Annotated in this window: 12 protein-coding genes; 6 read left to right on the top strand and 6 right to left on the bottom strand. The window is 40.8% G+C overall.

Features of this window, described 5'->3' with window-relative positions:
• Positions 1-80: 80 nt before the first annotated feature.
• A complete protein-coding gene (locus ACM0OY_RS04620) occupies positions 81-236 on the top strand; it encodes a hypothetical protein (RefSeq protein WP_414567709.1) in 156 nt (51 codons plus the stop codon).
• A 57-nt stretch (positions 237-293) separates the two neighbouring features.
• Here ACM0OY_RS04620 and ACM0OY_RS04625 read toward each other — a convergent pair whose 3' ends face one another.
• Positions 294-545, bottom strand: coding sequence for a hypothetical protein (locus ACM0OY_RS04625; RefSeq protein ID WP_414567710.1), 252 nt, complete (start codon positions 543-545; stop codon positions 294-296).
• A 65-nt stretch (positions 546-610) separates the two neighbouring features.
• On the opposite strand from ACM0OY_RS04625, the gene ACM0OY_RS04630 reads away from it, so the two are divergent.
• A complete protein-coding gene (locus ACM0OY_RS04630) occupies positions 611-1,411 on the top strand; it encodes an RMD1 family protein (RefSeq protein WP_414567711.1) in 801 nt (266 codons plus the stop codon).
• 420 nt (positions 1,412-1,831) lie between these two features.
• On the opposite strand, the gene ACM0OY_RS04635 is transcribed toward ACM0OY_RS04630, so the two are convergent.
• Positions 1,832-2,056, bottom strand: a complete 225-nt coding sequence (locus ACM0OY_RS04635; protein WP_414567712.1) for a hypothetical protein — start codon at positions 2,054-2,056, stop codon at positions 1,832-1,834.
• 39 nt (positions 2,057-2,095) lie between these two features.
• Between ACM0OY_RS04635 and ACM0OY_RS04640 the strand changes: the two genes are divergently transcribed.
• Positions 2,096-3,784 (top strand): ATP-binding protein, encoded by a 1,689-nt coding sequence (locus ACM0OY_RS04640; protein WP_414567713.1) that lies wholly within the window; start codon positions 2,096-2,098, stop codon positions 3,782-3,784.
• A gap of 156 nt (positions 3,785-3,940) precedes the next feature.
• Here the strand turns inward: ACM0OY_RS04640 and ACM0OY_RS04645 are convergent, their stop codons facing one another.
• The 4 genes from ACM0OY_RS04645 to ACM0OY_RS04660 are packed head-to-tail and all read right to left on the bottom strand — an operon-like array spanning position 3,941 to position 9,898.
• The gene (locus tag ACM0OY_RS04645) at positions 3,941-4,117 is read right to left on the bottom strand and encodes a hypothetical protein (RefSeq protein ID WP_414567714.1); all 177 of its coding nucleotides are present in this window, start codon (positions 4,115-4,117) and stop codon (positions 3,941-3,943) included.
• A 59-nt stretch (positions 4,118-4,176) separates the two neighbouring features.
• Entirely contained in the window at positions 4,177-6,852 is a 2,676-nt protein-coding gene (locus ACM0OY_RS04650) for an NHLP bacteriocin export ABC transporter permease/ATPase subunit (RefSeq protein ID WP_414567715.1), read from the bottom strand.
• Positions 6,845-9,121: a CHASE2 domain-containing protein gene (locus ACM0OY_RS04655; protein WP_414567716.1), complete on the bottom strand. Its 2,277-nt coding sequence runs from the start codon at positions 9,119-9,121 to the stop codon at positions 6,845-6,847. The genes ACM0OY_RS04650 and ACM0OY_RS04655 overlap by 8 nt, the downstream gene beginning before the upstream one ends.
• A gap of 3 nt (positions 9,122-9,124) precedes the next feature.
• A complete protein-coding gene (locus ACM0OY_RS04660; RefSeq protein WP_414567717.1) occupies positions 9,125-9,898 on the bottom strand; it encodes a DUF928 domain-containing protein in 774 nt (257 codons plus the stop codon).
• Positions 9,899-10,526: 628 nt separating this feature from the next.
• Here ACM0OY_RS04660 and ACM0OY_RS04665 point away from each other — a divergent pair.
• The 3 genes from ACM0OY_RS04665 to ACM0OY_RS04675 all read left to right on the top strand — a co-directional run bounded on the left by ACM0OY_RS04665 (position 10,527) and on the right by ACM0OY_RS04675 (position 15,457).
• Positions 10,527-11,567, top strand: a complete 1,041-nt coding sequence (locus tag ACM0OY_RS04665; RefSeq protein ID WP_414567718.1) for a cyclic nucleotide-binding domain-containing protein — start codon at positions 10,527-10,529, stop codon at positions 11,565-11,567.
• A gap of 153 nt (positions 11,568-11,720) precedes the next feature.
• Entirely contained in the window at positions 11,721-13,163 is a 1,443-nt protein-coding gene (locus ACM0OY_RS04670) for an NHLP bacteriocin system secretion protein (RefSeq protein ID WP_414567719.1), read from the top strand.
• Between the two features lie 149 nt (positions 13,164-13,312).
• Positions 13,313-15,457, top strand: coding sequence for an NHLP family bacteriocin export ABC transporter peptidase/permease/ATPase subunit (locus ACM0OY_RS04675; RefSeq protein WP_414567737.1), 2,145 nt, complete (start codon positions 13,313-13,315; stop codon positions 15,455-15,457).
• The last annotated feature ends 22 nt before the right edge of the window (positions 15,458-15,479 follow it).

Raw genomic sequence — 15,479 nt, forward strand, 5'->3', positions numbered from 1 at the left:
ATGCTATCGAGGAATGGAACTTAACTTCTAATTTACCGACAGTTAGCTCCACTAATCTAGGCTTGGAAGCGATCGCCTGGATGCCAGATAGTTATTTGCAGGCTAATGAATTCATAGACGAAAGTACTAATCAGCCCTACAACCCAGCCAATTATCCATTACAGGGCACGGGATTGTTTTTTGTTGGACTGGAAGCGAATGGACAAAGGGCGATCGCTCCTGTTTTCCTGACTTGAAAGCAGACTGCTTTTGATGTGCGATCGCTTTTTTTTCCTCGCTGGTAAAAGTTGAAGTTACAGCGGCACGTTCAAAGGTTGTGGCAATTTGGCATCACAAGTATCTAAATTGCCGTTTAAATGAGGTATCAACAGAACGCAACAGTCACAAATCGCCAGTTGTTGACCCAAAGCTGTAGAATAACTCAGCAACCCACAGCCCTCGGTCATCGCTTCTCTACGAGACGCTGCGCGAACGCTACAACTGGCTAGTAATGTACTAGAAAATACATAGTAATAGAGGGAATTCCAAATAAAAAAACGTCCCAAAATTTCTTGTGGGATAATTTATTTCTTGGTTTCCCTTAATAGACAAAATATAGTGTTTGGCGACAATGCAAAAACTCCTTTTTCGTGACAGAGATAGCTTTAGAGCGCAGGCCCTATTCCTTGGTAAGAAGATTAACCTACAAAGATTGGAGAATTACGTTTGCTTGGCGACTATGCCAGTAATGGTTACAGTAGGTGAACACGGCTGTGCGGTGCTGCTGGGCTATGGTGCAATTGTTCTGTTTAACCTTGAGCCTGCCGAAAAAGTAGTTTTTTTGACCAAACTATCCTCTCAAGTTAGTGACTCTTTTGCCGAGCCAGAAACAGAAGAGGTAGAAATTCATCTCAATGTTGCCGAAAGTGAGCGAGTTAAGGAAGGAAAAATTTTTCTGCATGAATCTAGTATAGAACGTTTACAGATAGTGGCTGATATTCTTGCTAAGAGTGTTGTTCTTTCTCATTATGAAACGAGCCTAGCAACTGTATTTGATCAAATTGAACCGTTTGCAGCTAGTCTAATGAGTGACAACAGGAGTAAACGCAAGAGTCGGGAATTATTGCGTCAACTTGGGACTACCCTGTTAGTTCAACATAAAATTGTGGGTCGAGTAGAGATTATTGATAAGCCGGAGCTGCTGTGGGAGTCACCACAATTAGAAAACTTATATCTGCGTTTAGAGGATGAATACGAAATCCGTGAGCGTCACAATGCCTTGGAACGAAAACTAGAGCTAATTTCTCAAACCGCACAAATAGTGCTGGAGTTCATGCAGCATAGCAGTAGCCAGCGAGTAGAGTGGTATGTGGTGATTCTGATTGTGGTGGAGATTCTGCTGTCGCTGTACGACATCATGTTTAAAAGCTAACGCCTAATGCCTCTAAAAATGAGGAAGCTAAACACGTTAATTGGCTGCCACTGGTAAATTCAGATGAGCGAGTCTGCGGTGCTTGCTAGCCTACGCAAGTGTGAGTGTCAATTTAGTGTCAATTTGGGCTGCGAGTACTAAGCTAATGAGCATTTAAGCTGACTTTTCACGTCATGTGGAAAAGCTAACGCAAAACCTAACCCCCCAGCCCCCTTCCCTACTAGGGAAGGGGGAGAAATCAAAGCCTCTCTCCTTACAGGGGAGAGGAATGGAAGCGGGGTTTTCCAGATACCGTGAAAAGTCAGAGCATTTAAGTTGCATAAAACCAGGGCTGGAGCCGCTTACTACAAGCGAATCACTCTGGAAAAATGAATGACGATTAGCTTATCCTTTCAATTCATGTACACGCTGCCATTGCTGTTATGTAATTTTGTAGGTTGCACAGTTCGGCTGACGAATCACCATCAGAGTTTTCAGTACAGGGTCAAGCTTGAGATCTTCGCGTAGCAGGGGCTTTTCTAGCAACTTGCAAGTAAAGCGAATCTTGGCGCAAGGTTTAATACCAACGCGACTGGTATCAATCCAATAGCCAATATCAGGGGGGTTAGTGATAATCTGTGCGATCGCCTTGAATTTACTTTTCACTATTTTTATAATTCTTCAGTAATCTTGACATTGTGACTAGTGGATATACTTAGTTACTTTGAAGGCAGAACTTTGGATGACAAGATTATTGTGTTTAAGAAAGAAAATTTTTTCAACCTTTCAACTGACCTATTCTGTATCATCGCTACCGATGGTTGTTACCACCAAGTGAATCCAGCATGGGAAAAAGTATTAGGATGGAAACCAGAGAACTTAATCGGGCATCCTTGGTTAAAATTCCTGCATCCAGAGGATATTGCAATCAATCAGCTACCAAGGGAACCAAAGCTTTCTTGGCGCTGGGATAACCGTTATCTTCACAAAGATGGTAGTTATCGGTGGCTGTCTTGGAGCCTGTCAACTGACGAACAGGGACTCATATATGCAATAGGCAAAGACATCAACCAGCAGGTGCAGCAAATAGAAGCACTTGAAACTGAACGCCAAAGCCTTTATAACCTACTTAATCAGCTACCCGCTTTTCTTTATCTGCAACCCAATAATTATGGTATAGGCTTTTATAACCAACGCTTCCAAGAGGTATTTGGAGACCCCACAGGAAAACGTTGTTATGAGGCAATTGCTGGACTCAAACAGCCTTGTCCAGTCTGCCCTACATTTCGTGTCTTTGACAGTAATGCTCCGCAACTTTGGGAATGGGTTGACAGTAAAACAGGTAATGTTTATCAGATTTATGATTATCCGTTCAAGAATATGAAAGGTGAGCCAATGGTTGTCGAAATGGGTTTAGATATTACTGCTGTCAAAAAAGCAGAGGAAGCTTTACGACAGCGTGAGAAGGAATTAACCCAAAAAAATCAACAGCTTGCTGAAGCACTAACACAATTAAAAAACACGCAAGCGCAACTAATCCAGACTGAGAAAATGTCTTCTTTAGGACAACTAGTGGCTGGAGTGGCTCATGAAATTAACAACCCTGTTAACTTTATCAATGGTAATATTATTCATGCTAAAGAATATATTCAACAATTGCTAGAATTGCTGCAACTTTACCAAAAAGAATATCCTGATCCTACACCAGTAATTCGCTCAGTCATAGGAGCAAACGAGTTAGAGTTTATTACTGAAGACCTCAAAAAATTGCTCGATTCGATGAAGATGGGAAGCGAACGCATTACTGATATTGTAATATCATTGCGGAACTTCTCTCGGCTAGATGAAGCGGAAATAAAAACCGTCGATATCCACAGTGGTATTGAAAGTACGCTATTAATTTTGCAAAACCGCCTCAAAATTAAATCCAATCATCCGTCAATTGAAATTATTAAAGAGTACGGCCAACTGCCTTTAGTAGAATGTTATGCGGGTCAACTTAACCAAGTATTGATGAACATTCTTACTAATGCGATCGATGCTTTAGAAAATTTGTCTTTTATTAATCAGCCAGGCAACCCACAAATCTTTATCCGCACTTTCGTACTCAACTGTAATTGGATTGCGATTGAGATTGCTGACAATGGGCGCGGAATGCTGCCAGAAGTTCAAAAGCGTGTGTTTGATCCTTTTTTTACGACCAAACCAGTAGGCAAAGGAACTGGTTTAGGAATGTCAATTAGCTATCAAATTATTACAGAAAAACATCAAGGGCGCTTAAGCTGTATTTCATCTCCAGGAGCAGGAGCTAAATTCATAATTGAGATTCCCATTCAACAAATTAAATCTGTAGAAGCAAAGATGCTAGAATATCGCAATATCCCAACTACATAACCAGTATTGCTTACTTAAAGAGCTATATCTGAACCCAAGATTTTGATTCTTGATGTCGAAGCAAAGACCGCGAGCGTCTTGGATAGAATTATTCCGAATAATATCAACATTACCCAATACTACTCGGTTAAGAATATTCGTAGTAGCGCGGCAAGCTTAATTTGCTCGGTTAGGGTAGAGAGAACGCAACTTGACTCTCGCATCCTGTGTTGTAAAGCGCCAGACTACGTAAGCCTGTTCTAAATTGCGTTGTTGTTGCCAAGCAGTAAGTTCAGTATCAAGGGTTACAGGATCGGCAATGCGACGGGACTTCCAAGTAAAAAAATATTCCATCGTTGTGTGGGCAGGGAGCCAGGGGGCAGGTGAGAAAAACAGTAGACGATTTTGAAGGCTTACGTCATTTGTCGTGCCATCAGATTAGCAAATAACCCTTTTTGATTCACTAATTCTTCAAACCTACCTTGCTGGACAACTCGACCGGCTTCAATCACATAAATTCGGTCGGCGTTGCGGATGGTACTGAGGCGATGGGCGATAATTATGCGCGTTACTCCTAACTGGTCTAAGCTGGTACTAACTATCGCTTGAGTACGATTATCTAAAGCACTGGTAGCTTCATCAAAAATTATAATTCTCGGTTTTAATACTAAAGCACGAGCAATTAGTAGCCTTTGACGTTGCCCACCAGAGAGATTTGTACCCCCCTCCGAAATGACTGTGTGCATCTCCATTGGCATTGACTTAATATCATCGGCAAATCCAGCCATCCGTACTGCTTCCCAAGCTTCATCCATTGTCACTAATGCGCCACTAGAAATGTTTTCAAAAATCGAGGCGCTATTGATGCGACCATTTTGCAGCACTACACCAATCTGCCGACGCACTGCTGATGTATCTAAGCCTGATAAGTCCTGGCCATCGTAGTAAATAGTGCCATCTTTTGGCGTTTCAAATCCCAATAACAGCCTAATAATTGTTGATTTGCCACTACCAGAAGGCCCTACCAAAGCAATCAATTCTCCTGGGTCTGCTTCAATGGTCAAATCATCTAAATTCAGGGGCCCATCTTCGCGGTAACGGAACGTCACGCGATCTACTTTTACTTTACCTGTTAACCGCCCCGGATCACTTTTGCTCAGGTCGATTTCTGGTTGAGCCTGAAAGATGGGTTTTGCACGTTCCCAGAAAATGCTGATATCTAATATGCTGACTATGGTGTTACTCAGCTGAGTTGCCCCTGCAATAAATATGGCAAAGGCGGAATTAAAGGCGAGAAATGTACCTGTAGATAATCCGGTTTCGCTTTGAGATGGCGCTTGTGTAATTAAGGTAACTGCCAGCCAAAAGATAATTATCGAACTAACAGTTGGCATAGCGGTATTAAATATCGCTAAAACATCTTCAATTACTTCTGTACTCAACTTGAGTTTTAGCTGCTGACTATACTTTTTTGCCCAGTAAGCAAAAGCGCGGTCTTCTGCATTGCTGACTCTAAGTTTGGAAACACCAGCAACCATCTGTACAGTAAAACCAAAAATTTCCCCCTCTATTTCTTCTAAAGAACGCAATTTTTGGCGACTAAGTAGACTTGAGATAGTAGTGAAGATAATTGCAATGAGCGCTACTGCTACTACAACTAAAGCTAGGCTGGAACTGTAGATAAATAATAATCCCAGATTAAGTAGAGAGAAGAAGCTAGTAAAAACAGTGCGTAGCACTGTGTCATTGAGTTTTTGACGGATTTGAGTGACCGCAGAAACACGAGATTGCAAATCTCCAATTGAATATTCACGAAAGAAAGATACTCGCAGATTAAACAATCTATCCCATAAGGCTGCTTGGGAGTCTAAACTAGCTTTACTTTCTAATCTCAGACCGGCAAAACCTTGGGCGATTTGAAAAATTATCGTACCAAAGGTGGCGGCTATCAGACCCAATCCAATTTGCACTAACAACCCTCTGTCTGCATCAGGAATGACGGAATCGATGAGGATGGCAGTTGCTAAGGGGGTTAACATTCCCAGTAATGCACCGACGACACCAGTAAGGAAGATAACAACCAGTTCTCGAATTTTCCCCTTGAAGGCAAATAAAAGTAAGTCGATCGCAGTAAAATTATTTTCGGGTATGGGACGATAAAATACATAGGCAAAAGGAGCTAGTTGCTGGGCTGTATCCTCGTTTACAGGTATGCGAACGCGCTTCTGGGGGTCAAATATTTCGTACTTACCTACCCCTGCTGGTAGCAGTGCTACAGGAAAATTACCTTGATTCGTATATGCTAATAGCGGGCCGCTATCTTTTTGCCACCATCGGTCATTAAGTAATACCTGGCGGATGCGAATCCGGGATGCACGCGCGATCGCTTCTAATGGTTCTTTAATCCGATTCATGTCTTCGGAACGTACAGGTGGCAAAATCTTAATTCCTAATGCCCTTCCCACTGCACCTGCGGCAATCAGCAATGGTGTACCTGACTGCATCAGTTCGGCTTGCTTGGGTTTGAGGACTGATGCTAATTCTCCTAAAGCACTGACTTTTACCTGAGAGTTAAGTTGTTCCCGTGCTTGGAATTGAGTAAATTTTGCTGCCGACTCTTCTTGTTCTATTTGAGTCAGAATTTCGCAGAAATTTTCGTGGATTTCACTCAGAGTAGCTTGGATGGCGTTCCAGTTGGTAAGGTTTTCAGGGTGGGAAAAAACTAGTGGAATAGAAAAACGATCGCCTAGACAAATTTGAATTTTTTTTTCCCAAATCTGCACTAACTTCAATAAACTTTCTGCCTCGTCTTTCCCCCCTCTTATCCCTTCCTCACATTCGGGTGCAGATATTTGCAACAGCACAGTATCTTCTAGAGATATCGCCAAAATTTTATGATTATTAGCCGATATTCCAAACAATGCTTCTGTCGGATTGACGCTAAATAAATAACGGCGAACGCCTTCAATACCTTGGTGGATGGGAATAGCAAACACAGCGATCGCACCGGATTCAATTTGCCAAACTGTTTGGGGATTGTCTAATATTAGGGATTGATTACCCGCGAGCAGTAACTTGGAATCACTCATTTGCAGTTAGAGATGCAATAGTTTTTTGGCGGAGGCGTATAGCATTAAATTCTCCTACCACTTCTAATGGAAGGTTGGTAAAGCGAATATAAAAATTATTTGGTTCTGCTGTTTTGTCTAAGACTTTAGCATAGATATCTTCACTAATTTTGGTGTTGCCCTCCATAAATAAGTTCAGTTTCAGATTAGTAAAGGGTTGTAAAACTAGAGAATTTACTTTTGAGTCATAACATACTTGCGCTTCCCTAGCTGACAGCTTCACTAACTTTCCTTCAACTACAGTACTATTTACATCTTTTCCATCCAAAACCGCATATTTTAGGGGAATTGCTTCTAAAAGTTCCAAAAAGGCTTCTTCTTCATCTTTAGCCAGATATAAATTATATTCTCCAGCAATCCCACCCACTTCATAAATTTTTATAGGTTCCTTCACTCCTTTTGCTTGTACTTCTTTCTGTCTAATAACTTTGACAATAGAACCAGCCTCTTTAATAGTTGATTCGGAAACAAAAATTTGTCCGCCGACTGTATAAGATTCAATCCGATAAGTTAAATTAACTTGATTGCCGATAATTCCATATTTAGTCCGTTTTTCCGAACCAATATTACCAACTACTACTTCTGCTGTATTAATCCCAATACCCATTTCTAGCTTTGGTAATCCCATTTGTTGGATTTTTTGATTTACTGGTTCCATTGCTAGCTGCATTGCCACGGCACAGGCGATCGCTCTTGTCGGATCGTCTTCTCTAGTGATAGGAGCGCCGAACAAAACTAAAATTCCATCACCCATAAACTCATCAATTGTGCCTTGATACTGAGTAATCACATCTGCCATATATCCCAAATACAAGTTAATTATTTTAATTACTTCTTCAGCAGATAATCTTTCAGCGGTAGCTGTAAAACCTCTTAGATCGGAAGTGAGAATAGTAATTTTTTTTCGTTCGCCGCCTAATTTTAAACCTTCTGGATTTTCTAATAAATTAGCGACGACTTCATCGGTGAGATAACGCCCAAAGGTTTTACGAATTTCTCCCGCAGTCATGGCAATATAGGCAGTAACAGTAAGTGCCGAACCAATTAATGCGATTAATGGTGGAACTAGAGGAATCCACCAACCTGCGATAAAAGCCAAATAACTACTACCTATAAGACAGCAACCAGCTAGCAAAATGCTAATCAAAGGTAATAAGGATTTTCTTTTAGAGCCACTGCTATATCGTTGTTGCCATCTTAAGATTGTACCAATTAATGACCAAACAGAAATCCATAACCATTCTTGTAGTTTGCTCCATGTTTTAATTAACGAACGATTATCTAAAGTAGCGCTTAAAATTTGACTGATAGCATTAGCATGAATTACTACACCAGACATCCGTTTTGGTGCTGTTAATATAGTACTGCTGTAAGGTGTATAAAATAGGTCTTTGAGACTTTCGGCTGTGGGGCCAATCAACACAATCTGCCCCTTGAATAAATCTTTGGAAATCCGATTTTCTAACACATCCATAATAGATATGTGTTGAAATTTGTCTCTATAACCACGATAATTTATTAGTACTTGATAACCTTGGTCTTCAGCCCGAATGTAACCACCATCATTTCCTTGAAATAAAGGGTAAATCACATTACCTGTTTTTACCAAAAAATCTTCTGTTTGTCCGACATCAATTTGGCGATCGCTCAGATAAAGATAGGCAAGTTTAAAAGCAAAACTAAACACATTTTCGCCATTTTCATCGGCCAAATACATCAAACTACGGCGAATTTTACCATCCCCATCTAAGGGAAAATCATTTGCACCAACTTGACCAAGTTTTTTCAGCGCTGGTGGTGGTGCTACCGCCGAACTATCTTCACTCTGGGCTACTTTTTGGACGCCAACTAAATTTGGTGTAGACTCAAACACCTTAACTAAGGATTGATGTCCAAAACCTACTGGTAAATCTCGATATAAATCTAAACCAATAGCATTGGGTTTTTGTTGTTTTAAATTCTCTAAAACTTGTGCCAGCAAGCTGTCAGGCAGAGGCCAATAACCGCGCTTACCAAGTTTTTGCACATCAGATTCATTAATTTCTACAATGACAATCCGCGGATCGATAGGTTCTGGAGAACGTAACAGAAACATTTGATCCAGCGCTGCCAATTCCAACATCTGCAATAATCCACTCAAACGTAGAATAAACACCAATGCTCCCGCGCTGGGAGCAGCAATGAAGATACCGCGCCATTGCCAAAGTCGTCGTTTGATGTTTATCCACATAAATTACTTAGTCTTGTTATTGCAGATATCTACTAAAGGTTTGGAAACTAAATTTTCTAACCCCACTGACTCTAATAGTGCTTGCCAATTAGCCATGACTGTGCGATCGCTTGGATTGGCAAGACGTTGCTGTACTAAAGTATGCACCAGTTCGTACCAAATACCAGATGTGGCATAGACTTGGGACAGTTGCTTGGGATTTGTCCTGGCTATTTCCTTCGATAAATCAGGAGTGGGTTGAATTCGTTCTACCCAACCGTCAACAGCGATGTCCTCTGCTAGTTTGTCTGCACCGCAAGCGATCGCCATATACCACTGATACTGTTTACCAACTTTGAGACTTGGCGCTTCTGCCGGGAGAGTAAAACCAATAATTCCTGATTGCTGAGGAAGTTTAAAAGTCGTTTCGTAGACTATATCCTCACCATCTAGAAGTGAAAAACGAGCAGTTTGTACTGCTGTCTCTGGTACAAACCAGTAAAATGTCGGACGTTCTGCAAAGGTTAAACCTAATTTATTCGCAGGCATTAAGGGAGTTAAAGTTTCTTTACTCTCTAAAAAGCAGGAACGGCCACGACGACTTGCCCCGCCAGCAGTAGTTTGTGGTGCTTTTCGATTTGGTGGGATAAACCTCTGACTAATTTGCCAACTCTGGAATCTTTGGAATTTAAGTGAAATTGGTGATTCAGCGATCGCGATTCTGGGCAAACTAGAAATTATTAATACCAAATATATAGGAAATGCTGGAAATTTTACAAATTTTTGTATCCAATTCATATTAAGTCCTATTAATTTTCAATCATCTAACAAAGACAAATATTTGTGATAGCACGAAAAGGTGATATTGAGTTAAATTAACTACTTAATGATAAAACCTATATTAACTTCTGTGTAAAAGCTTTGTTAAAGATTTTGCAAAAAAAAATAAAGTACGTAGGGAGCATCTCACCTTTGCAAATATACCAGGTGATTATAAATTGCAGCTACACAAACGAAGTCCGCCTAGCCTACGCGGACTCTAACAATTTGAAACCCAGGATCGGTAGCTTTTGCCTGTATAGCCGCGAATTCCATTCGCCAGGGCAAACGTGTTTTTACAAAAGTGAGATGCTCCCAGTACGTAGAACTTAGCATAAGCAAGAGTATAGCAATCCAGAATAGTTTACAAGAAAATACGTACAAATATGTAAGTAGCTTTAATGACAGAGAATAGAGCGATTGCTATAGTTGTCTGGTAACTTTACCGTCTTATGCAACTCGACCCCTTTTCTGAAAAACCTTGTTTTTACTGAATTTTTACTACTTATGTCAGACAGCTAGGTAGAAGACTTCAAGAAAACTAACAAAAAGCTGTATTTTCCTACAAAAAATGATTTAATTCCACTCATAATCAAGTTTAAATCCTATGTTTAGACAAATCCTGGTTAATACTCCTAGTTTTGCTGCTTTCAGGGAAACTGATATTGATTGGATGCTCAGTGTAGGCAGATGTAGAGAGCATCGTATTGGTGAAGTTCTCATTCAAGAAGGTAAAGAAATTATTGATACAGTAGAAATTTTGCTAGAGGGAGGATTAAGTATTTGTGTTTCTCCCACAGGCAATCTAAAAGACGCACAAGAAATCGATCGCGTATCGCCAGGGGAAATTGTAGAAACTTTATCTTTTATAGATAATCGTCCTCCATCTACTACTTTTATAGCTCTTAAATCCTCACAGGTATTAGCACTACCAAGACAATTATTATTTCAAAAACTGGAGCAAGATACAGAATTTGCCGCGCATTTTTATCAAACGATAGCTGTTTTACTTTCACAGCAATTGCGGGGACTCACTGATTTTCTTGCTAAGAACAAAGTAGTTCCAGGAGAACCACTGCGAAAGGTTTTGTTTGTATTTGCTATTTTGAATGATGGCGATATTGATTGGATGATTTCTCAAGGAGTAAAAACTCAAGTCAATCCAGGTAAGGTGCTAATTGAAGAAGGAAAACCTGTTGAAGCATTATATATATTATTAGATGGCAAGTTAGGAATTTTTGTTACCACCCCAGACAATAAACTTGTCGAAAGAGAAATTGCTCAATCAGTCAAAGGCGAAATTTTAGGGGAAATGTCTTTTGTAGAAGCAACAACCGCCTCTGCCACAGTCAAGGCAGCAGAATCTTCTGTATTACTAGCTCTACCACAACAGAAACTAGCTGAAAAATTAAAGCGAGATACAGGATTTACAGCACGTTTTTACAAAGCGATCGCTGTAGTTTTAGTAGATCGGATTCGCGATCGCCTCTTTCGTCGTGGATTTGGAAAATTGGCTTACCAACTAGACCAACTTTTAGCAGAAGATATTGAAGTTGAAGATGAACTCAACTTAGATACATTAGATAATACCGCCCTTGCAGGTGCTAGATTTGACTGGATGATTAAACGTCTGAATCGACAATCATGAAGGAGGCAGGAGGCAGGAGGCAGGGGGCAGGAGGCAGGAGGCAGGAAGGAGGTAGGTTTATTAGTCTGCAATTTCAATCTAAATTACGAACTTTTACTGAGCGCAGTCGTTGGCGCAGCCTCTCGTAGAGAAGTATTACGAATTAACAAATGAATGGCTGAAAATCAAGATAGTATATTTCGCAAAGAATCACTGGATCGTTTATCTTCTCCAGAAAGATTGGATCAGTTAATGCAAATAGTTAACCCTATGGATTGGCTACCTTTGGCGACGTTGGGTACTTTTGTGTTACTGGGGTTAATTTGGAGTATTTTTGGACGTATTCCTGTGACAGTAACAGGAAAAGGAATTCTCATTCAACCTAATCAAGTTGTCACTTTTGAATCGCCAATTTCAGGACAGTTAAAAAGTTTGAATGTCAAAACCGGACAATGTATAGATCGAGGATATGTCCTAGCAACAATCGATCCGACGGATTTAAAACAGCAATTACAACTGCAACGCTCAAAACTAGGGCAATTACAAACACAAGAACAAAATTCATCGTTGCTTCAGCGACAACGTACCGCTAAAGAAAAAGAAGCGATCGCATCTGCTAGAGCTAGTTATATACAACGTTTGCGGGACACTCAGACTCTCACGCCTGCGTTTTATGAAAAAGGCTTAAATGCCATCCGCGAACAGCGCATTAGTTTGCAGCAACGGCTCAATGATGCTGTAGCGATCGTACCGATACTCAAAGATCGATTGCAAAAGCGCCAGCAACTCGTAGATGCGGGAGCTATTTCCAAAGATACATATCTACAAGCAGAGCAAGAATATAAACAGGGAACGCAGACCCTATACGATCTTAGAGCGCAGCTCAAACAGTTAGATGTACAAGAAACAGAAGCACAGCAGAGATACTTACAAAATTTGAGTTCCGTAAGCGAACTACAAGCGCAATTAAAAGATTTAGATACTAAGAGCCAACGTATTGAGCAAGAGAACGTCGAAAATGTCAATATAAAAATTAATCAAATTCAAGAAGTTAATCGAGCGATCGCTCAATTGGAAAAACAAATATTAGATAATAGTCAGATTGTTAGCCCTAGTAATGGCTGTGTATTAGAAGTGACTGGTTTTGTCGGACAAGTTACTACCCCGAAAACTCCCCTTGTCACCCTGAACATCGGCGACAAAAACACCCCACTAATTGCCGTTTCCTACTTTAATATCCAAGATGGCAAACAGATTCAACCAGGAATGACCGTACAAATCACCCCCACCTCCGTGAAAAGAGAACGCTTTGGCGGCATTGTCGGCAAAGTTATTTCCGTTTCCCCCTTACCTGTGACTAAAGAAGGTGCAAAGTCTGTGATTGGCAACTCTGATTTAGTAACCAACATCTTGCCAACTGGTGGCGGAGACATTGAAGTGCGAGCAGAAATGGAAATAACTCCATCTACTTTTAGCGGTTATCGCTGGTCTTCTTCCCAAGGGCCAAAATTAAAAATTTCTGGGGGAACAACTACCAGTGTCCGCGTTAAAGTAGCAGAGCAGGCACCAATTACTTATGTCTTACCCATTCTACGAGAATTTACTGGCATTAACTAAAGTTTAAAAATGGTCTTGTGCAATTGATTCAGCAATTAATTTCCTCAATTCAAAACCTCAATCCCTTACGTAAAAAAGCTCCATTATCAGACCTAGAAACAGCACAAACTCAGATAAACTACCGCGTCAAAACTCCGACCTTATTGCAAATGGAAGCGGTGGAGTGTGGAGCAGCAGCTTTCGGGATTATTTTAGCCTATCATCGCAAAATTGTGCCTTTAGCAGAACTGCGGCAAAATTGTGGGGTTTCTCGTGATGGTAGCAAAGCCTCCAACATGATCAAAGCTGCGAGAAATTGCGGGATGCAAGCCAAAGGTTTTAAAAAGCAGTTGGCGCAATTACAAGAACTTCGTCCGCCATACATTGTTTTCTGGAATTTTAATCATTTCTTAGTAGTAGAAGGATTTAAAAAAGATTGGGTTTATCTCAACGACCCAGCTACGGGGCCGAGGCGAGTCTCCTTCAAAGAATTTGATGAAGCCTATACAGGGGTAGTCTTGGTGATGGAACCAGGCCCGGAATTCCAACGTGGGGGTCGCAAACCTAGCTTAATTGGGGCACTTGTTGACCGTTTGCGCGGTTCTTGGGGAGCGATTCTCTATTGTTTTCTGGCAGGATTTTTTCTAGTCATTCCAGGGTTAGTTTTACCAGTTTTTAATCAGATTTTTGTCGATAATGTTCTGGTAGAAAATCGTACAGAGTGGTTGCGTCCATTGATTTTGGGAATGGCAATTACTGTGGTTATCCAGGTGTTACTGACATTACTACAAAGACGCTTTCTGAGAAAGCTAAATATTAAGTTATCGGTGGAGATGTCGGGGCAATTTATCCACCATATTCTGCGCTTGCCAGTATCATTTTATTCCCAAAGATTTGCCGGAGAAATTAGCAGTCGAATCAATATCAATACTAAAGTTGCAGAAGTATTATCGGGGCAGTTAGCCAGGACTGTGATTGATACGATCATGGTGGTATTTTACGCCTTAGTTATGTTTGCTTATGATGGCGTGCTGACTGCGATCGGTATTTGTTTTGCTGCGATTAATATGTTGACATTGCAATGGATTTCCCGGCAGCGTACAGATATTTATATGCGAATCATTCAAGATAGAGGCAAAGTTGCAGGTACAGAAATTGCTGCCCTTCAAAGTATGGAAACCCTCAAAGCATCAGCTTTGGAATCTGATTTTTTCTCCCGTTGGTCGGGTTACTACACAAAATTTATCAACGGTCAGCAGGAATTAGGCATCACTAATCAAGTACTAGGCGTTTTACCTATTTTATTGACTAGTTTAAGTTCCCTATTAGTTTTAGTTATTGGGGGTCTACGAGTCATGGATGGGCATCTCAGCATCGGGATGTTGATTGCTTTCCAAAGTTTAATGACTAGCTTTTTGACTCCAGTCAATTTTCTGGTGAATTTCGGTAGTACCTTGCAGGAACTAGAAGGAGACTTAAATCGGCTGGATGATGTGTTGCAAAACGCAACCGATTCAGAATTGGACAGTCATAATTTACATACCTCAACAGCCAAACCATTACAATATGCTTCATCCTGCGAACTTAAGGGATATGTAGAATTAAAAAATGTCACATTTGGCTACTCTCGAACAGATGGGCCTCTAATTGAAGACCTGAGTTTTCAATTAAAACCAGGACAGCGAGTAGCCTTAGTTGGTAGTAGTGGTTCTGGTAAATCAACAGTTGCCAAATTAGTAGCGGGGCTGTATCAACCTTGGTCGGGAGAAATTCTTTTTGATAGTATTCCCAGACAGCAAATTCCTAGAGCGATACTTTCTAATTCTGTGGCAATGGTAGAACAGGAAATTTTTCTGTACGCCGGCACAGTTCGAGATAACTTGACCTTGTGGGATGATACAGTGTCAAATTCTCAATTAGTGCGAGCTTGCAAAGATGCTGCCATTCATGAAGTGATTTTAGCTTTACCTGGGGGTTATGAAGGCAACTTACTTGAAGGTGCTGCTAATTTCAGTGGAGGACAACGCCAGCGTTTAGAAATTGCTCGTGCATTAGTCAACGAGCCGACAATTCTCATTATGGACGAAGCAACCAGCGCTCTAGATGCAGAGACGGAAAAAATTATTGACCGGAATCTCCGTCATCGAGGCTGTTCTTGTATTATTGTGGCTCACCGCCTCAGTACCATCCGCGACTGTGATGAAATCATCGTTTTAGAAAAGGGTAAAGTGGTCCAACGAGGGAACCATGCAGAAATGTCTCAGATTGATGGTTCTTATGCACGGTTAATTCGGTCGGAGCAGGCTAGTGTTTAATAATGTATTTGCGATCGCACTC

The sequence above is a fragment of the Nostoc sp. CCY 9925 genome (genome assembly GCF_963920935.1).
Classification (GTDB): Bacteria; Cyanobacteriota; Cyanobacteriia; order Cyanobacteriales; family Nostocaceae; genus Nostoc.